At 67.3% G+C, this 18,615-nt stretch carries 15 protein-coding genes; 5 read left to right on the plus strand and 10 right to left on the minus strand.

Annotated elements, in window-relative coordinates; genetic code table 11:
* The coding region (locus tag IRZ30_RS01495; protein ID WP_294082158.1) for a 3-hydroxyacyl-CoA dehydrogenase family protein at positions 1-914 on the minus strand (914 nt) is incomplete at its 3' end.
* A gap of 296 nt (positions 915-1,210) precedes the next feature.
* On the opposite strand from IRZ30_RS01495, the gene greA reads away from it, so the two are divergent.
* The 4 genes from greA (at position 1,211) to IRZ30_RS01515 (ending at position 7,081) form a co-directional block, all read left to right on the plus strand.
* Positions 1,211-1,684 carry a transcription elongation factor GreA gene (greA, locus tag IRZ30_RS01500; RefSeq protein WP_294082160.1) on the plus strand — a complete coding sequence of 158 codons (474 nt, stop codon included), beginning with the start codon at positions 1,211-1,213 and terminating at the stop codon, positions 1,682-1,684.
* The gene (locus IRZ30_RS01505; protein WP_294082162.1) at positions 1,656-2,195 is read left to right on the plus strand and encodes an aminoacyl-tRNA deacylase; all 540 of its coding nucleotides are present in this window, start codon (positions 1,656-1,658) and stop codon (positions 2,193-2,195) included. The genes greA and IRZ30_RS01505 overlap by 29 nt, the downstream gene beginning before the upstream one ends.
* A 141-nt stretch (positions 2,196-2,336) precedes the next feature.
* On the plus strand, positions 2,337-4,601 hold the full coding sequence (locus IRZ30_RS01510) for a xanthine dehydrogenase family protein molybdopterin-binding subunit (protein WP_294082164.1): 2,265 nt from the start codon (positions 2,337-2,339) through the stop codon (positions 4,599-4,601).
* A 161-nt stretch (positions 4,602-4,762) separates the two neighbouring features.
* Entirely contained in the window at positions 4,763-7,081 is a 2,319-nt protein-coding gene (locus IRZ30_RS01515; protein WP_294082166.1) for a molybdopterin cofactor-binding domain-containing protein, read from the plus strand.
* Positions 7,082-7,193: 112 nt separating this feature from the next.
* Here IRZ30_RS01515 and nikC read toward each other — a convergent pair whose 3' ends face one another.
* From nikC to IRZ30_RS01540, 5 genes are all read right to left on the minus strand, one after another.
* The gene (gene nikC, locus IRZ30_RS01520) at positions 7,194-8,120 is read right to left on the minus strand and encodes a nickel transporter permease (RefSeq protein ID WP_366945306.1); all 927 of its coding nucleotides are present in this window, start codon (positions 8,118-8,120) and stop codon (positions 7,194-7,196) included.
* On the minus strand, positions 8,086-9,027 hold the full coding sequence (locus IRZ30_RS01525; RefSeq protein WP_294082171.1) for an ABC transporter permease: 942 nt from the start codon (positions 9,025-9,027) through the stop codon (positions 8,086-8,088). The genes nikC and IRZ30_RS01525 overlap by 35 nt, the downstream gene beginning before the upstream one ends.
* A 116-nt stretch (positions 9,028-9,143) precedes the next feature.
* Positions 9,144-10,580: a chlorohydrolase family protein gene (locus IRZ30_RS01530; protein ID WP_294082174.1), complete on the minus strand. Its 1,437-nt coding sequence runs from the start codon at positions 10,578-10,580 to the stop codon at positions 9,144-9,146.
* Positions 10,581-10,647: 67 nt separating this feature from the next.
* Entirely contained in the window at positions 10,648-12,423 is a 1,776-nt protein-coding gene (locus tag IRZ30_RS01535) for an ABC transporter substrate-binding protein (protein WP_294082176.1), read from the minus strand.
* A 55-nt stretch (positions 12,424-12,478) separates the two neighbouring features.
* Positions 12,479-13,153: a GntR family transcriptional regulator gene (locus IRZ30_RS01540; protein ID WP_294082178.1), complete on the minus strand. Its 675-nt coding sequence runs from the start codon at positions 13,151-13,153 to the stop codon at positions 12,479-12,481.
* A 114-nt stretch (positions 13,154-13,267) separates the two neighbouring features.
* Between IRZ30_RS01540 and IRZ30_RS01545 the strand changes: the two genes are divergently transcribed.
* Positions 13,268-14,866, plus strand: a complete 1,599-nt coding sequence (locus IRZ30_RS01545) for a M20/M25/M40 family metallo-hydrolase (protein WP_294082180.1) — start codon at positions 13,268-13,270, stop codon at positions 14,864-14,866.
* A 71-nt stretch (positions 14,867-14,937) separates the two neighbouring features.
* Here IRZ30_RS01545 and IRZ30_RS01550 read toward each other — a convergent pair whose 3' ends face one another.
* From IRZ30_RS01550 to IRZ30_RS01565, 4 genes are all read right to left on the minus strand, one after another.
* Positions 14,938-15,810: an LLM class F420-dependent oxidoreductase gene (locus tag IRZ30_RS01550; RefSeq protein WP_294082182.1), complete on the minus strand. Its 873-nt coding sequence runs from the start codon at positions 15,808-15,810 to the stop codon at positions 14,938-14,940.
* Between the two features lie 715 nt (positions 15,811-16,525).
* The gene (locus IRZ30_RS01555) at positions 16,526-16,759 is read right to left on the minus strand and encodes a cold-shock protein (protein ID WP_294082183.1); all 234 of its coding nucleotides are present in this window, start codon (positions 16,757-16,759) and stop codon (positions 16,526-16,528) included.
* A 347-nt stretch (positions 16,760-17,106) separates the two neighbouring features.
* Positions 17,107-17,547 (minus strand): hypothetical protein, encoded by a 441-nt coding sequence (locus IRZ30_RS01560; RefSeq protein ID WP_294082185.1) that lies wholly within the window; start codon positions 17,545-17,547, stop codon positions 17,107-17,109.
* A 123-nt stretch (positions 17,548-17,670) separates the two neighbouring features.
* On the minus strand, positions 17,671-18,537 hold the full coding sequence (locus IRZ30_RS01565; protein WP_294082187.1) for an MBL fold metallo-hydrolase: 867 nt from the start codon (positions 18,535-18,537) through the stop codon (positions 17,671-17,673).
* Positions 18,538-18,615: the final 78 nt, after the last annotated feature.

Here is an 18,615-nt window from a genome sequence, read left to right on the forward strand (position 1 = left end):
GGGGGTCTTATCCCCGCCGCCTCGGGGGGGGGCCAGGCGGGGCGGGTGAAGGGTGGGTCGGGGTAGTCGTAGAAGCCGTGGCCGGTCTTGATGCCAAGCCGGCCGGCGCGCACCATCTCCTCCAGGAAGGCCGGCGGCCCGTCCTCGGGCCGGCCGGACTCCGCCGCGTAGTGCCGCTCGATGTCGGCGACCACGTCGAGGCCGACGCGGTCCATCAGCCCGAAGGGGCCGAGCTGCGTGCCCATCGCCAGGCAGAAGAGGCGGTCCACCTCCTCCGGGGTCGCCAGACCCTCGGCAACCACACGCAGGCTCTCCCGCTTGATGGCGCGCCAGATCCGGTTGTAGATGAAGCCGGTGCTCTCGCCGCGCACGATGACCGGCACGAAGCCGACATCCCGCAAAAAGGCTTCAACGCGGTCGATGACGGCCGGGTCGGTCTGCCCGCAGGTCATCAGCTCCACGCCGCTGCGCTGCCAGGGGAGGTTGTAGAAGTGGGTGTTGAGGAGCCGCGACGGGTGTTGGGTGGCGTCCGCAAGCAGGCGACTTCGGAAGGATGAGCTGTTGGTGGCGAGGATCACGTCCCGCGGGGTGAGCGCCGACAGCTCACCGTACAGCGCCCGTTTGAGCTCCAGCCGCTCGGGAGCGCATTCGATGACGAGCCAGGCGCCCTGCACCGCCTCGGCCAGCGTCGCGACCGGTGTGACGCGCTCGCTGATGGCGTCGGCGGGGCCGGAGAAGAAGCCCTCCTCGACCAACTGCGGGGCGTCGGCGGCGATGCGATCGCGCGCGGCGGTGAGCGCGTCAGGTGCGGGATCGTAGAGGCGGACCGGGACGCCTCTCCCGGCCAGCGTCAGCGCGATCTGCCGGCCCATCGTTCCGGCGCCGATGATGGCGACCGTTCCCCACTGTGCCACGTGTCACCTCCTTCCACCCCCGCCAGTGTCGCACGCAGGAGAGACTGCTCGCCAGACCCGGCCCTGCAAGCAGTCGCGTGTGGGAGGCCGGATCCCGGTGCGCGGCGGGAGCGCCGGGCCGCTGGCACACCGGTTGCAGCCGAGACGCTGGAGGTGTAAAGTTTTGCCTACGCGCCAGGGCAAGCGGTCCAACCGCCGGGGGTTGCGACGCCGGCGATTGGTATCGCTGCCTCTCATTTTGTAGACGTCAAGGCGAGTAAGCACGCAGATAGCGCGGGAAGCGAGCGAACGGGCTTATGCAGCGGGAGCGAATTCCCATCACCAAGGCAGGTCTTCAGGCGCTCCGGGAGGAGCTGGACGATCTCGTAAACCGGCGGCGTGTGGAGATCGCGCAGGCGCTCCAGGCGGCGCGCGAGGAGGGGGACCTCCGCGAGAACGCCGGATACGACGCGGCCAAGCACGACCAGGCCTTCATCGAGGGGCGGATCCGCGAGATCGAGGATATCCTGCGCCGCGCCGAGGTGATCGACGAGGCACCCAACGGCGATGCACGCGTCGTGCGGCTCGGTTCGACCGTGACGATTGAGATCGACGGCGCGCAGGAAACGTACACCATCGTCGGCGCCGTCGAGGCGAAGCCGTCAGCCGGCCGTATCTCCAACGAGTCCCCGTTCGGTCGTGCCCTCCTCGGGCACCGTGAGGGCGAGGAAGTCGAGATCCAGACGCCTGCGGCAGTGCTCCATGCGCGGATCATCACCGTGGAAGGCTGACGGGGCGGCCCAGCCGCCCAACCCCGGCGAGGGGCCGCAGACCGGCCCGGACCGCCTGGCGCGCTACCTCGCCGAGCACGGCGTCGACGCGGAAATCCTGTTCCCCGACCAACCGACACCCACCGTCCCACTAGCGGCGGAGGCGCTGGGCGTACCCCCGGATCAGATCGTCAAGTCGCTCCTCTTCCAGGGCAAGGACGGGGACTGCGTGCTGGCGATCGTGCGTGGGACGGCGCGCGTCAGCCGCGCTCGGCTGGCCGCCGTGACCGGACTGCGCCAGCCGAAGCTGGCGCCGCCGCAAGTCGTGCGCGACCTCACCGGCTACGAGCCGGGCGGCACCCCGCCGGTGGGACACCTCACACCGGTGCCGGTGGTGGTCGACCGCGCCGTGCTCGACGAAGCGGTCGTGTTCGGCGGGGGCGGCAGCGATCGCACCATGCTCCGTATCCGCCCGCACGACATCGTGCGGCTCACGCGTGCCGTGGTGGCTGACCTGTGTGACGAAATGTAATTCTACGCTCGGTGCGCCGACACGCTCACCTATCGACGATAATGGGAAGCACCGTTACAATAGCCCCGCACCCGAATCGGCAGCGGAGGGCGCAGGCGAAGGCGCGGGCGAGCGCTGTCGTTGGGTAGGGAAGGAGCGGGTATGGCGAGCTTGGTCATCAGCGAATATGTCGGCGCGCGGGTCCGGCGCAAAGAGGATCCGCGGCTCATTACGGGACGAGCCACCTACGTCGACGACCTCCGGCTCCCGGGCATGCTGCACGTCGCGATCGTCCGCAGCGTGTACGCCCATGCCCGGATCACCGGGATCGACACCTCGCAGGCCGCGGCGATGCCGGGCGTGTTCGGCGTCTACACGGCGGCCGATCTCCAGAAGGGGGCCGTCGAGGGGGCCTTCACCTCCCTGGCCACGGATCGGGTTCGCTATCTCGGCGAGCCGATCGCCGTCGTCGTCGCCGAGTCGGCGTACGCGGCGCGCGACGCGCGGGATGCGGTCGTGGTGGACTACGAGCCGCTTCCGGTGGCGGCGAGCATTGAGGCGGCGATGGCCGAGGGCGCGCCGCAGCTCTACGACGACAAGCCTGGCAACATCGCGGTGGACGTAACCCACACGCAGGGCGATGTCGCCGGCGCGTTCGAGCGCGCGCCCGTGGTGGTCAAGCAGCGCATCGTCAGCCAGCGGCTTTCGGGCGTGCCCATGGAGCCGCGCGCTGTGGCGGCGGCGCCCGATCCGTCCACGGGCGGTGTGACCGTCTGGTCCTCGACCCAGGCGCCGCACTGGAACCGGAAGGCGATCGCCGGGGTGCTCGGGCTGGGCCTGAGCCAGGTACGGATCATCGCGCCCGAGGTCGGCGGCGGCTTCGGCGTTAAGATCGGGCCGTACCCGGAAGACTTCATCCTCGCCGTCCTGACCCGGATCATCAACCGGCCCGTCAAGTGGATCGAGACCCGCAGCGAGAACTTCCAGGTAACCAACCACGGCCGGGCGCAGATCGCGGACATTGAGGTCGCGGCCGAGAAGAACGGGAAGATCCTCGCCTACCGCATGACGGTCATGCAGGACCAGGGGGCCGACGCGCGCGGCGCCTACCTGGCGCCCACCACCACCTCGATGGCCGTCGGCTGCTACGACATCCCGGCCATCGAGACGCGTGCGATGGGCATCCTGACCAACACCATGCCGGTCAGCGCCTACCGCGGTGCCGGGCGCCCGGAGGCGGCCTACTACATCGAGCGGGCCATCGACCTGGTGGCCGACGCCACCGGGCTGGATCCGGCCGAGGTCCGGCGGGTCAACTTCATCCCGCCCGACAAGTTCCCGGTCACGACCGTCACGGGCGAGCGCTACGACTCCGGCGATTACGCCAAGGCGCTGAACAAGGCGCTCGACGTATCGGGCTACCAGCAGCTCCGGCAGAAGCAGGCGGAAGCCCGCAAGCAGGGGCGGTACATCGGGATCGGCCTCGCCTCGTACGTCGAGATCTGCGGCTTCGGCCCCTTCGAAAGCTCGCACGTCCGCGTCGAGCCGACCGGCTCGGTCTCGGTCTACACCGGCATCTCGCCCCACGGTCAGGGGCAGGAGACGACCTTTGCCCAGATCATCGCCGACAACCTCGGCGCGGACTTCGATCAGGTGGTCGTCCACCACGGTGACACCAGCAACACGCCCGAGGGCAACGGCACGATGGGTAGCCGCGGGCTGGCCGTCGGCGGCGGCGCGCTCATGCTCTCCGTCGAGCAGATCCGCGAGAAGGCGTTCAAGATCGCGGCGCACCTGCTGGAGGCCTCGGTCGACGACATCGAGCTGGCGGACGGCAAGTATCGGGTCAAGGGGTCGGACCGCGGCGTGACCCTGGCCGAGATCGCCGGGGCGGCCTACGGCGGCAAGATTCCGGAGGACATGGAGCCGGGCCTGGAGGCGACCAACTTCTTCAAGCCCGCGGACGAGACCTTCCCCTTCGGCACGCATGTCGCCGTCGTCGAGGTCTTCCCCGACACCGGCGAGGTCAAGCTGCTGGACTACTACTCGGTGGACGACTGCGGCGTGCGCATCAGCCCGATGCTGGTCGAGGGTCAGGTTCACGGCGGGTTGGCGCAGGGCATCGGCCAGGCGCTCTGGGAAGAAATCCGCTACGACGAGAACGGCCAGATCCTGACCGGCACCCTGATGGACTACGCCGTCCCGAAGGCCAGTTACTTCCCGACCTTCAACACCGACGCGACCGTGACCCCGACGCCGATCAACCCGCTCGGTGCCAAGGGGATCGGTGAGGCGGCGACGATCGGCTCGACCCCGGCGGTGGCCAACGCGGTCATCGACGCGCTCGAGCCCTTCGGCATCACCCACCTCGACATCCCCTTCAGCGCCGAGAAGGTCTGGACGGCCATCCGCCAGAGCGGCAAGTAATCCTCACACTCGGGAAGGGGCATCGACGGGGAGGGCATTGCCCTCCCCGTCGCACCTTTCCGGCCCGCAGCATCGCTGGCATGCCTCCTGCTGACCACCCTGTCTCAACGCATCCCAATCGACCCAGAAAGAGGCGGACGACACCGAAAAGGGGGCCGCGCATGGTGCTCAGCAGGCTTGTCGGCGCGCGCGTGCGCCGGAAGGAAGACCCACGCCTCATCACGGGGCGTGCTACCTACGTTGACGACGTGCGCATTCCGGGGATGCTCCACCTCGCGTTCGTGCGCAGTCCCCACCCACATGCGCGCATCCGGAGCATCAACGTGGATCAGGCGCGCGCGATGCCCGGCGTCGTTGCCGTCATCACCGGGCAGGACCTCCGCGGCATCCTCAAGCCGACCGATGAGATCGGCGGTGAGGGCGAGGACGCAGGAACGGTGCAGGAGGGCGCCAGGTCGCCCCAGGCCTTCCCCATGGCGGTCGACCGCGTGCGCCATGTCGGCGAGGCCGTGGTGGCGGTGGTGGCCGAGAGCGACTACCAGGCGCGGGATGCGGTCGACGCCGTGCAGGTGGACTACGAGCCGCTCCCGGCCGTGATCGATCCCGAAGCGGCCATGCAGGACGGCGCGCCGCAGCTCTGGGACGAACTGCCCAACAACATCGCCATGCGCTACGACCGCACGCGGGGCGACGTGGATGCCGCCTTCCAGAGCGCGGACGTGGTCATCAAGCAGCGGATGATCAACCAGCGGCTGGCCGGGATTCCGATGGAACCGCGGGGCGTCGTGGCGGCGCCGGACCCCGCGACCGGCGGCGTCACCGTCTGGTCCTCGACCCAGGCGCCGCACTGGAACCGCAACGACATCGCCAAGGACCTGGGGCTCGGGCAGAACCAGGTGCGGGTCATCGCGCCGCAGGTGGGCGGCGGCTTCGGCGTCAAGATCGGCGCCTACGCTGAGGACTTCATTCTCTCCGGTATCGCCTACCACCTCCAGCGGCCGGTGAAGTGGATCGAGACGCGCAGCGAGAACCTGATGGCGACTCACCAGGGTCGTGCCCAGATCGCCGACATCGAGGTCGCGGCCGACGGACGGGGCAAGATCCTCGCCTACCGCATGAACCTGATCCAGGATCAGGGCGCCTTCCCCAAGGACACCTCCCTCGGCGTCCTGACGTCGCTGGTGGTGGTCGGCTGCTACGACATCCCGGCGATCGACCTCCACATCCGTGGTGTCTGCACCAACACCATGGACGTCGGCGCCTACCGCGGCGCCGGGCGACCGGAGGCGGCCTACTACATCGAGCGGGTCATCGACCTGATAGCCGACCGGACGGGGCTGGACCCGGCCGAGGTGCGGCGGGTCAACTTCATCCCGCCCGAGAAGTTCCCGTACACAACGATCGTGGGCGAGGTCTACGACAGCGGGGACTACAAGAAGGCGCTGGACAAGGCCCTGGAACTGTCGGGGTACCAGCAGCTCCGCCAGGAGCAGGCGGCGGCGCGCCAGCAGGGCCGCTACCTCGGGATCGGCCTGTCGTCCTACGTCGAGATCTGCGGTTTCGGCCCCTGGGAGAGCGCCACCCTGCGGGTCGAGCCCAGCGGCGCCGTGACGGTCTACAGCGGCATCTGCCCCCAGGGGCAGGGCCAGGAGACCGTCTTCGCGCAGATGGTCGCCGACTACCTGGGCGCCGACTTCGACCAGATCACCGTCCAGTTCGGCGACACGGCGACGGCCCCCCAGGGTAACGGCACGATGGGGAGCCGCGGGCTGGCCGTCGGCGGTGGGGCGCTCATGCTCAGCATCGAGAAGATCCGCGAGAAGCTCAAGCAGATCGCGGCCACCATGCTGGAGGCGTCGGTCGACGACATCGAGCTGGCGGACGGCCGGTGGAGGGTCAAGGGTGCGCCGGACCGGTCGGTCACCCTGGCGCAGATCGCGGCCGAGGCCTACGGCGGCAGCCTCCCGGCCGATCTCGCCCCGGGCCTGGAGACGACCGACTTCTTCCGGCCGGAGGATGAGACCTTCCCCTTCGGCACCCATGTCGCCGTGGTCGAGCTCATGCCGGACACCGGCGAGGTGAAGCTCCTTCGCTACGTCTCAGTCGACGACTGCGGCGTCATCATGAACCCGATGCTGGTTGAGGGCCAGGTCCACGGCGGGCTGGCGCAGGGGATCGCCCAGGCGCTGCTGGAGGAGGTGCGCTACGACGAGAACGGTCAGCTCCTGACCGGCACCCTGCTGGACTACGCCGTCCCCAAGGCGACGCACCTCCCGGTGTTCGAGACGGCCCACACCGAGACGCCCACGCACCTGAACCCCATGGGCGCCAAGGGGATCGGCGAGGCGGCGACGATCGGCTCGACGCCGGCAGTGGCCAACGCCGTGATCGACGCCCTGGAGCCGCTCGGCATCACCCACCTCGACATGCCCTACACCCCGGAGAAGATCCGCACCGTCTTCCAGGAAGCGAGGCCGTAGCCGTCCACGCCGACGGATAGCCACTCCAATCGTCCGATGCGACGCGGCCGAGCCGAACCCGGCTCGGCCGCCGGCTGACGTCCACTCCAGCCTGTGGGCAGCGCGTGCTTTCCTAGGCGCGGCTCGTTCGGGGATCCAACACATCGCGCAATCCATCCCCGAGCAGGTTGAATCCCATGACGACGAGGAAGATGGCCAGTCCGGGGAACGTCGCGATATGAGGGGCATCGCGAAGCCAACCGCGACCCGCGTTGACCATCTGCCCCCACTCCGGATTCGGCGGCTGAATCCCGAGCCCAAGGAACGAGAGAATCGAGGCAGAGAGGATCGATGTTCCGAGCTGCAGCGTCGAGTAGACGACGATGGGGTTCAAGCAGTTCGGAAGAATGTGCCGGAACAGGATGCGGGAGTCTCCACTCCCCAGCGCGCGCGTTGCCTCAACAAACTCCTTCTCTTTGATCGAGAGCGTCGTCGACCGCACCAGCCGAGCGTAGGTCGGGATCGAGTTGATCCCGACCGCGATCATGACGTTGAACAGACTCGGACCAAGGACGGCGATGACGGCGATGGCCAGAACGACGCTGGGAAATGCGAGCAGGATATCCATGATCCGCATGAGCAGGTTGTCAAGCCGTCGGTAGAAGCCCGCTGCCAGGCCGATGCACGTACCACAGGTGGCGCCGATGCTCGTGGCAAGGACTCCCACGAGGAGTGACACCCTGCTGCCCACGATGATGCGAGACAGGATGTCCCTCCCGAAGTCGTCTGTCCCGAGCCAGTGGGCTGCCGAAGGTGGCTGGAGCTGTGCCGGGAGGTCTTGCGCGATCGGGTCGTACGGCGCGAGCCACGGAGCGAATATCGCCATGATGAGGAAGATGGCGATGATGACCAGGCCGACCATGGCCAGTCGGTTCCGGCTGAATCGGCGCACAAAGCGTGCGATTCGGGCCCCGGCAAGGGGTGAAACGCCCGGAGCGTCAAAGCCGCTGCGAGGGAGCGCTTGATCACGCATAGGAAATCCTCGGATCCAGCCATGCATAGAGCACGTCGACGATCAAGTTGATCATCGTAAAGATCATGGCCACCATGAGCACAACCCCCTGGATCACGGGGTAGTCGCGCTGGTTGATGGCCGTGATGGCGAGGCGCCCCACGCCCGGCAGGGCAAAGATCGTCTCCGTCACCACCGCGCCGCCGAGGAGGAAGCCGTACTGCAGACCCACGAAGGTCACAACGGGCAAGAGCGCGTTTCGCAGCGCATGGCGGATGATCACCCGGCGCTCCTCGAGCCCCTTGGCGCGAGCGACCGTGACGTACTCCCGGTCAAGCACTTCGAGCATGGAGGATCGCGTGAGGCGCGCGATCAGGGCGATCGGCGTGAGCGCCAGCGTGATGCAGGGCAGCACGTACGCCTTCATGCCCTCCAACGTCCAGATGGGGCCGTGGAGTCCGCCGACGGGTAGCCACTGCAGCCTGATGGAGAAGAGCAGGATCGCCATGATGGCGAACCAGAAGAGTGGCATGGATACGCCACCGATCGCGAACAACGTGGCGAGTGTATCCACGGCGGAGTACTTCCGTGCCGCAGAGATAACCCCGAGCGGAATGCCGATCGCGACCGCGATGATGACCGAGATCGTGGCGATCTTCAGCGTGACTGGCAGCCGATCTCGAATCTCCCTGACAACCGGCTGGCGCGTGAGCAGGGAGCGTCCGAGATCCCCCCGAACGGCGCCGGTGAGGAACTTCCAGTACTGAACGAGAATCGGCTGATCCAGGCCCAACTGCTGGCGTACCTCATCAACCCGCTGCTGAGGCGCATCGGGGCCGACGATCTGCCGGACCGGATCGCCGGGCGTCAGCCGGGTGATCGAGAACACCAGCAGGGAGACGCCGAGCAGCGTGGGGATGAGCGTCAGCAGGCGGCGAATAATGTAGGCAGTCATCGAACCTCGTTCGGCCGGAGTGGTGCGGGGGCACACCGTCCACCGCACCCGCTCCGACATGGGCGCGGCAAACCCAGCAGACCGGGTTCGCCGCGCCTGGACAGTGGCCGATTCCGCTAGCCCTCGAAGGGCCGGAACGTCTGGGGCGAGAGCTCGTCGGCTGAGCGGCCGGCCCAGTCGCCCGGGCCCATCTCGGCCCACATGCGCTCACCGGCGAATTGCAGCGCCTGGCAGGCTTTCCGCTCGTCACACGTGAGGACCTTGCCGTCGCGCTGCACCCACTGGCCGTCGATCATCACGTGGCGCAGGTCCTCGGGCGTCGCGCTGTAGACCAGGTTCTTGATCGGATCCCGCACCGGAACCATGAACAGCGTGTCGAGGCTCCAGAAGAGCAGGTCGGCCTTTGCCCCCGGGGCGATCCGCCCCAGGTCATCCCGCTGGAGCATCTTGGCGGCGTTCAGGGTGGCGGCATTGAACACGTCGGCGGCGGTGGCTTTCTGGGTGTCCCGCGCCATGATCTTGCCGATCACTGCGGTCCAACGCAGCGCCTCGATCATCGACTGCGGCGCGGTGTCCGTGCCGAGGCACATGTTGACCCCGGCCTCGAGGTAGCGGGGGAACGATTCCATGGCGATGCCGCGGCGGGCGAAGACCCACACGCAGTGCGCTACCGAGGCGCCGTGCCGGGCCAGGATCGAGAGGTCATCCCCGGCAAACTGCACCCAACTGCTCCCCGCGATGAGGATGACGTGGCCGAGGATGCAGCGTTCGCTCAGGAAACCGATCTGCTCCAGCCACTCGACCGGCGTCAGCCCATGGCGCTGCACCATCTCATCGAACTCAAACACCGACTGGCTCACGTGCAGCGCCAGCGGAACGCCCATGCTGTCCGACGCCTCGCGACTCAGACGCAGCAGCTCTTCGGTGCAGGTGTCGACCTGGGCCGGGGAGAGGAAACCTTTGATGCGACCGTTCGCTCGACCGTCGATGCGCTCGATGAACTCGACCGCGCGCCGGAAGCCCTCCAGGCCGGCCTCTTCGTTCCACTCGTACTCGACGCGTTTGCCGTCCCGAGTCAACCAGCGTCCGGAGCGATAGGCGTTGGCGATGTAGGCGCGGAGTCCCGCCCGCTCTGCCGCGTCGGCGACGTAGTCGCCGATCCCACCGATCTCCATGACCGTCGTCGTGCCGGTCCGGATCAGCTCGACCATCGAGTAGTCGACCGAGGCCTCGCGCCCCTCCGGGTCGATGGCCGCCCCGCGGACCGGGAGCATCTCGACCAACCCCGACATGGCGAACTGCCGGCGCCCGCGGTCCTCGATGAAGGACTTGTCCAGGGGAGATTCGGACAGGTGCGTGTGGGTGTTGATGAACCCGGGCGTCACGAGTTGACCGCGCGCGTCGACCACCTGATTCACCGTCCCGTCGAACCGGCGGCCGACGTAGAGGATCTCATTCCCTTCGATGACGATGCAGCCGTCTCTGAGGATACGGTGCTCGCCGTCCTGATACGCGACGATCAATCCCCCGTCGATCCGAATGCGATCCGCCATTCCCCATCCCCTCGCGCTCTATCGCGGCCCGCGGGCGGAGTCCGCCGCGCGAGCCGCTGATTCATAGCTACTGCTCGACCCACGTATCCATCAGCTTATAGATGCCGTGGATATTGTGGAAGGTTGTGCCCTTGGTCTTGTCGTCCCAGGCGAAGATCCACTTGAGATGCTGGATCGGGATGACGACGGCCTGCTCCAGGAGATAGAGCTCCATCTCCTGGAAGGTCTTGATGCGCTCATCTTCGTCGGTCGTCGTCTGACTCTTCTCGAACAACTCGTCGAACTTCGGATCGCTCCAAAAGGTCGTGTTCGGGGATGGGATCGAATCGGTGATGAAGAAATACATGTGGTCCGCGCTGGAGTAGATCATCGGGATGAACCGCGCGTCGTGCTCGCCGGCCTTGGTCGCGTCGTCGTAGCCCGCCGCCTCCAGTCGCCGAACCTGCATGTCGATACCGATCTCGCGGAGCTGCGCCTGCACCGCCTGGTTGATCTGCTCGTTCAGCTCCGTCGTCAGGTACAGCGTGAATGAGAGCGGCTTCCCATCCTTCACCCGGATGCCGTCGGGGCCGAGGGTCCAGCCCGACTCCTCGAGCAGTTGGACCGCCTTGTCGGGGTTGTATTCAACGAGGGGCCGGGTCTGCTCGCGCGGCGCGGCGCCGACGACCTCTGGGTGGAGATAGCCCTCTGCCGGGTCGGCCTGCCCGTGCATCACGAATTGGGTGATCTCCTCGCGGTTGATCCCGTGCATGATCGCCTTCCGGACGTTGATGTCCTGGAAGAGCTCGCGCTGCATGTTGAAGCCGATGTGGTTGGAGGAGAGGCGCGGGAAGGACGCCACGGTCACTCCCGGAATATCCGACAGGCGCTGGACATCCCGGGCCGCGACCTCGATGTTCATGTTGGCCTCGCCCGTCTCGATCAACGCCGAGCGGGAGGCTTCCTCCGGCACTACCTTGAAGATGATGCGCTCAGGGTATGCGGGTCCCGTGTTCGAGTAGATCGGGGACCCCCAGGTGTAGTCCTCATTCCGCACCAGGGTGATGTGGTCGTCCTTGACCCACTCTTCAAGCTTGAAGGGGCCGGTACCGTCCACACCGACGACACCGTAGTCGTCGCCCAACTCCTCGACCTTCTTCATGTTCGGGATCGAGCCATAGGCCCACTCGGTCTGGCTGATGTTGTTCAAGAACACCAGCGTGGGCGACTTCAACGTGAACACCACGGTGTAGTCGTCCGGGGCCTCGACCGAATCCAGGAGGGCGATCTTGGCGCTGGTAGGCATCTCCTTCCAGCGCTGGAAGTGATCGACGACGTGTGCGCTGGTGAAAGGCTCCCCGGAGTGGAAACGCACGTCTTGCCGCAGGTGGAACGTCCAGACGGTCCCGTCATCGGACGATTCCCACGACTCCGCGAGCGCGGGATAGATCTTGCCGTCGAAACCATGGATGACCAGCGCGTCGTAGATGAGGAAGTTGGTCGCGATGTCCGCCAGCCCACTGTTCATGCCCGGATGCAGGTTGAGCGGATCCGTCGCGCGCACGATCGTGAGCGTTCCGCCTGGCGTTGCTTCACCGCCTGGCTCGGCGGTGACGGCAGCGGCGCCTGGGGTGCCGGCTGCCGGGGTTTCGCCACCCCCGGATGCGGCGCTGGTCGCCGTACCCTGCGGAGCGTCGGATCCTTCGTCGCCTCCACCGCAGGCGAAGGTCACCCCGGCGGCGGACAGCATCGTCGCCATCAGGCCGAGCTTGCCGCCATAGCGCAACAGGTCACGGCGGGTGACTGGGATCACCCACGTCCGGTCAGACTCCTTCAGAGGCTGCTGCCGATGGTCCGCGGTCATGAAACCCTCTCCTTCGCGATCACTCATCTCCACCCTCGCTGCCGCGCTGGACGGATCACGTGAACAGTCCCTGACGTCTCCCCTCCTGAATCAGTCGTTCGCCGGCTGACACGATGTGCTCCCGGATGGCGGCGCGCGCCTCGGCAGGATCCCCGCTGAGGAGCGCGTCGAGCAGCAGTTGATGCCGCGCGACGATGTCCTCACTCAGGGGGTAGATCACCGGGAAGAGCGTGACGTACTGGACCTGAAGTAAGTTCTGCACTTGGCGCCAGAAGTGCAGGAGCAGCGCGTGATGCGAGGCCTGCACCAGGGCGCGGTGGAAGCCGGCATCAGCCTCGAAGACCGCCGCCTTGTTTCGCTCCTCCGCAGCCTCGGCCATCTCCTGGAGCCGTTCACGCAACCGTTCGATATCCGCCTCGGTTGCCTGGTCGATGGCCAGTTCCATGGCGAACTCTTCGAGGACCGAACGCAGGGTGTAGAACTCCGACAGCTCTGCCCTCGTGAGCCGGGCGACGAACACGCCCTTGTTGGGGATCCGGGTGACCAACCCCTCCTGTTGCAAGGCCATGAGCGCCTCGCGGACGGGGGCGCGCGAGACCTCCATCTGCTCCGCAATCTTCCCCTCGTAAATGCGTTCTCCTGCTGGCAACGCTCCCCGGAGGATCGCGGAGCGCAGATCGCGGAGTACGCGCTCACGCAGTGATGTCCGCTTGTGCGGAGTAAAGACCATCTTGGCCTCTTGGCCCCTTCGTCACGTATGCTGTAGGATGTATAAAGTCGACACAACACTAGCAGAGCCGTAAGTCCCTGTCAATGGGCGGGCGAGTGCAGCGAGGGGGTATGCATGGCTGAGCGTTACCGCGAAAAGGCCCATGCGATAGAGTGGGTCGATGCCAACGCGGAGAGATTGTCCGAATTCCACCTCGAGATCTGGAACTACGCGGAACCAGCCTGGCGAGAGTACAAGTCCGCGCGGGCGTATTGCGAGTTGCTGCGCAGCGAGGGCTTCGAAGTGGAGGAGGGCTCCGGCGACATGCCGACCGCCTTCGTCGCCCGGTTCGGCGACGGTGGCCCGGTGCTCGGCGCGTATGCGGAGTACGACGCAGTCCCCGGTAACTCGCAGCAGCCGGTGCCATACCGGGCGCCGCGCGAAGGGTTGCACCCGTGGGCCGCGGGCCACACCGATCCGCACTCGATGCTCGGCGTGGCGGGGTTGACCGGGATGCTGGCCGCCAAGGCGGCGATGGAGAAGTACGGGATCAAAGGCACGCTCGTCTTCTTCGGCGAGCCCGCCGAAAAGGTGTGCGGCTCAAAGCCCATCCACGCCGCGAAGGGCTACTACGACGGATTCGACGCCTTCATCGCCTACCACCCCTGGCCGCAGAACACGGTCGAGTGGGATACCCACTTCGGCGCCTACTGGAGTTGCGTGTTCACCTTCGAGTGTGTTGAGCCGGAAGCGTGGGCGGATCGGTCGCTCCTCCCGGCAGAGGCTGGCCCTCGGGCGGTGCCGCGCTGCCCGGGCGCGATCGACGCGCTCTGCTTGATGTACACCACCACCAAGTACACCAAGGAGGCGATGTTCCCGCACACCGGTAGCTGGACCATCAATGAGTTCATCCTGGCTGCCGGCGACGCGACGGCCGACAACCTTCCGCCGCGGTTCAGCCAGATTCAATACGCGTGGCGGTCCCCCTCGCTTGGCCTGCAGGAACAGATCTACCGCATTCTGGAAAACAATGCCCGCCATGCCGCTGCTGCGACCGGGTGCGAAGTGTCGGTGCAGTGGGTCTCCAAGACCCGGGTGGGCCTGCCGAACCACGCGATGGCCGACCTGACCTACCGGAATCTGGAGCTCGTGGGTCCACCCAAGCTGAGCGAAGCCGCCCGGGAGTTCGGCCGCGCCATCCAAGAGAATCTCGGACTCGAGCCCATGGCCAACCCATTCCCTGACGAGGTCGAGCAACTGCTCCCGCCGCAGGAGTACGAGGAGCGCGTGCGACACGGCCTCCCGGCGTGGCAGCACCACATCGGCGCGGACGACTACGTGGAATACATGTGGCACGCACCCACAGTGCGGCTGCTGACCGGTCGCCCTCGCCTGCGGCCGCCGCATGCGCAGTACCAGTACCCGAACTGGACCTATCTGGCGCTGGGTGGGCGGTCGGAGGTTGTGGATCCGGGCATGTTCGTCGCGGGCAAGACCATCGCGGCGACGCTGCTGGATCTGCTGACCCGGCCCGACGAGCTCCAACGCGCCAAGGCAGAGTTCATCGAGCGCACCGGCGGCGGCGTCGGCGGCTCCAAGTGGGTACCCCCGCTGCTGCCGCGGGACTTCATCCCGCCGATCGATCTGCGCTGGCCCGAGTACATCCGCACCGAACGCGGTGAGGAGTGGACCCTGCCGACCCCGATCCCGAACGCGGCTCAGAAACTCACCTGAGCGTGAACGACGGATCCACGCCACCGCTCATGCAGCGAGCGGTGGCGTGGATCCACGGTACGGAGGCTCGGTCAGGCGCGACCGACACCCAACTCCCGTGCGATCCGCTCGATAGCGGCGATGTGGTCGCGGGGTGAGGCGAGTCCCATGCCGAGTGTGTTGATGAGCAGGTGCGTGGCACCGGCCTTTTGCCAGCGCTCGAGCTGCCAGTGCCACTCATCGGGCGTGGATTGGCCGATGGTGATGCGTGGTTCCAGGCCGAGCGTCGCGGGGTCACGGCCGGCCTCTCGGGCGTACTGGCGCACCCGCTCGACGATCTCCAGCCCTTCGTCGGTGGGCGGGAACTGTGGCTGCCAGCCATCGGCCAACCGGGCAATGCGCCGGTAGGCCGGTTCCGAGCGCCCACCCATCCAGATCGGGATCGGCCGCTGAATCGGCAGCGGGTTGATGCCGACGCCGGGCAGGGTGTGCCAGCGTCCCTCGTAGGTGACCACGCGTTGAGTCCAGAGCAGGCGCAGCACCTCGATCTGCTCTTCGATGCGCCGGCCGCGATTGTGGAAGTTTTCGTTCAGCGCGATGTACTCGGCCTCGTTCCAGCCCACGCCGACGCCGAGGCGGAAACGCCCGCCGGTGAGGAGATCGACCTCGGCGGCCTGCTTGGCCAGCAGGACCGTCTGCCGCTGCGGGAGCACCACCACCGTGGTCACCAGCTCCAGCTTGGTGAACCCGGCGAGCCAGCCGTAGAGGACCATCGGCTCGTGGAACAGGCTGTCGACCGTGTACGGCCCGGTCCAGCCGGGGCGCGTGCTGGTGTCGACACCGACGACGTGCTCGTAGCAGGCGAGATGGGTATAGCCCAGGCCCTCCGCCGTCTGCACGTACTCCCGGATTACGGCCGGGTCGGTGCCGATCTCGGTCTGCGGCAGGATTACCCCGATACGCATCGCTCACCTCACTTCGCGCTGGTCATGCCCAATATGGGTAGACGATTGAGCTCATCTCATCCTGAGCGGTCCATGTCAGCCTGAGCGCAGCGAAGGATCTCGTGCTGGGTCAGCCGCTCTGGCCGGAGATCCGTCGCTCCGCTCAGAATGGGGCCGAAACCAGGATGGCACGGAGACGTGGGATCACCCCCAAGTGGTGTCACCCATCCAGGTGCGTTCCCCTCTCAGGGAGCATAACACCGCGACGGCGGCGAAACGTCCCGCCGCGGTCGGCATTGGCCGTTCGCGTGAGGAACATGCGACAATGGAGGTAGCGCGTGTGGGGGTCGGCGCGCGCCGAACCGGGAGGAGACCAATGATGCTGCGGAATTTGATGGGCCTGATGCCCTATGTGATTCTGTTCTTCGCCATCGGCACGGTGGTGGCGCTGTTGGCGATCATCATCCTCATCGCCCAGGCCGTACCCTAGGAACCACGGCCGGTCGCGGCCACATCGCATCCACCAAGCAGCCTGATCCGGGACCGGACGGGGCGTGTCGTGCCCCCGGGGATATCGTCGTACGCGGAAAACCGGCGCGACCAGGGGCGGTCGCGCCGGTGTGTGACGGGCAGCCCCTGACCCCTGGCCTGTCCGGCCGGCCGCGAGAGGTACGCGGTCGTATGTCGCCTGCCAGGGGGTGAGGGCGTTGATTCGGAGAAGCCCGAGATGACCGCGCTACGCGTAGCGCCTGCGCCGCGGCGGGTTCATATTCGGCTCGGTCACGCGAACGTGCTCGGCCCGCGGCCCTTTGGGGCTGCTGCTGACATCGAACTCGACGCGGTCACCCTCGTTCAGTTCGCTACCCGTGATGGCGCTGCGGTGAACGAAGAGGTCGCTATCCCCGTCGTCGCGCGCGATGAACCCGTACCCCTTCTCCGGGTCGTACCATTTGACCGTACCGGTGGTCATGCGGTGCTCCTATACGTTTGCGCTCCCCTGGCATCGCTTCCCGGGGACGCTTCCTTGGGATAGACAACCCTGCTCCAGCAAGGCGAGTGCCACGGTAGCCTATCCTTCTGCCTGGTGCTAACTATCGCAGGATCTGGGCCGAGCGTTCACGCATGCGTCGCTTCATCGCGACCCGCGTTGTCGTGGCGGTCTCCGCCATCGGCGCGCTGAGGATCGGGCGCGACATCCTCAGGCGGTCACAGCGCGGGGTATGGACGACGACGGACCCCGCTTCGGAAAGAGCGTCCCTGCCGCCGCAGCGGCGGCTCCATGAACGCGCGGCGAAGGCCGCGGCGCCCGAGGGCGGATCAGGGCGTGTCCGACGGCTCATGGCCGTCGGGCGGGGGCTCCTTGGGCTGGAGCTCGGAGAGCTCCGGTTCGGACAGCGCGCGCCAGATGCGGCGGGCGATCCGTGGGAGCGCTGTGCCGAGCAAGGTGCCGAGCGCGGTGGCGCCGAACAGGAAGATCTCAGCGTTGAATGTGGAGGCGACGAACTGCTGCATGTTCCCGATCAGGCCGTCGGTGATCCCGGCCAGGACCACAGCGAAGATCACGGTGGCGGGGAGCAGCACGACCGACCAGAAGGAGCGGACCAGCAGGGCCAGCGCGAACCCGAGGGCGAAGAGTTGAACTTGCAGGTCGAACCGGCTGATGGTGAAGCTGTCCGGGAAGCCGAGCACGAAGTAGCCGAAGACGAACGCGGCGATGTACCCCACCGCACCGAGGATCTGGCCGAGCCGGGCCGCCACCAATGTGCTCCTCTCCTCCACGCACCGCACCCCTCCGCCACCGCGCGGTGCCCGGCCAAGTGTTGCACAGGTCGCGTGGGCGTGGCGGGTGTCAGGGCAACCCGGCTCCGCGGTATCAGGCGACTAGGCCGTTTCCGGCTCCCAGCGCCAGCCCTCGCCGTACGGCGTGACGCGCCCGAGGCCGGGGAAGGGGAAGTGGTAGACGAACAGCAGCGCATCGTCCGCGGCCGCCTCGGCGTAGAAGCGTCGCCGCGTCGCTTCCGCCTGCGCGCGGTCCTGATCGAAGGCGGCGCTCCAGGAGGGCCGCTCCAGGTGGAGCGGGTTGAGGGCGACATCCATCGGGAGCAACACGCGCTCGTTGCCGGAGGAGATGGCCAGGGCCATGTGGTAGAGGGTGTGGCCCGGTGCCGGAATTGCCTCGATGCCGGGGGCGATCTCTCCTGGCCGGTTGATGAGGTCGAGTTGGCCGGCGATCGGCTGGAGGTTCCGCCGCGCGAAGTCGGCCATCATCGCTTCGAGCTGCCCGAGGCCGTAGATCGACCCGGCCGCGAGGCGGTTGAGGACCGTCTCATCGGTCCAGAAGCGCCACTCGCCCTCCCACATGACATAGCGTGCCTCCGGGAAGGCGGGCCGGCCCTCGGCGTCGACGTTGCCGCCGATGTGGTCGGGGTGGGCGTGGGTGATGATCACCGTGTCGATGTCGGGCGGCTCGTACCCCGCGGCACGCAGGCTCTCCTGCAACTTCCCGGTCGTCGGCGCGAAGGGGCCCATGCCGGTGTCCACCAGGATGCGCTGCCCGCCGCACTCGATCAGCAGGCAGTTCAGGTTCGACGGGACGTCCGCGGGGATGCCGCGCTCCGCCAGCTCGCGCTCCCGCTCCTCCTCCGGCGCCCCGGCGAAGACCCAGGCCGCCGGGAAGGCCGCGCCGCCGTCGCTGATCAGGGTGCAGGTAATCGATCCGACCGTAAAGCGGTGGATGTCCGCGGGCATGGCAGGCCTCCTCTCACGCGTCCCCGGCACCATTCCGCGCGAGAGGGTACGCGACCCCGCGCCCGCTCGCAAGGCGCC

Origin of the sequence: Sphaerobacter sp. (genome assembly GCF_019683595.1) — a bacterium.
GTDB lineage: Bacteria > Chloroflexota > Chloroflexia > Thermomicrobiales > Thermomicrobiaceae > Sphaerobacter.

Bases quoted from the DNA above. Each gene is read 5' to 3' on its own strand.
- greA (WP_294082160.1), top strand. From the start codon at position 1,211: ATGCAGCGGGAGCGAATTCCCATCACCAAGGCAGGTCTTCAGGCGCTC.
- IRZ30_RS01505 (WP_294082162.1), top strand. From the start codon at position 1,656: ATGCGCGGATCATCACCGTGGAAGGCTGACGGGGCGGCCCAGCCGCCC.
- IRZ30_RS01510 (WP_294082164.1), top strand. From the start codon at position 2,337: ATGGCGAGCTTGGTCATCAGCGAATATGTCGGCGCGCGGGTCCGGCGC.
- IRZ30_RS01515 (WP_294082166.1), top strand. From the start codon at position 4,763: ATGGTGCTCAGCAGGCTTGTCGGCGCGCGCGTGCGCCGGAAGGAAGAC.
- nikC (WP_366945306.1), bottom strand. From the start codon at position 8,120: ATGCATGGCTGGATCCGAGGATTTCCTATGCGTGATCAAGCGCTCCCT.
- IRZ30_RS01525 (WP_294082171.1), bottom strand. From the start codon at position 9,027: ATGACTGCCTACATTATTCGCCGCCTGCTGACGCTCATCCCCACGCTG.
- IRZ30_RS01530 (WP_294082174.1), bottom strand. From the start codon at position 10,580: ATGGCGGATCGCATTCGGATCGACGGGGGATTGATCGTCGCGTATCAG.
- IRZ30_RS01535 (WP_294082176.1), bottom strand. From the start codon at position 12,423: ATGACCGCGGACCATCGGCAGCAGCCTCTGAAGGAGTCTGACCGGACG.
- IRZ30_RS01540 (WP_294082178.1), bottom strand. From the start codon at position 13,153: ATGGTCTTTACTCCGCACAAGCGGACATCACTGCGTGAGCGCGTACTC.
- IRZ30_RS01545 (WP_294082180.1), top strand. From the start codon at position 13,268: ATGGCTGAGCGTTACCGCGAAAAGGCCCATGCGATAGAGTGGGTCGAT.
- IRZ30_RS01550 (WP_294082182.1), bottom strand. From the start codon at position 15,810: ATGCGTATCGGGGTAATCCTGCCGCAGACCGAGATCGGCACCGACCCG.
- IRZ30_RS01555 (WP_294082183.1), bottom strand. From the start codon at position 16,759: ATGACCACCGGTACGGTCAAATGGTACGACCCGGAGAAGGGGTACGGG.
- IRZ30_RS01565 (WP_294082187.1), bottom strand. From the start codon at position 18,537: ATGCCCGCGGACATCCACCGCTTTACGGTCGGATCGATTACCTGCACC.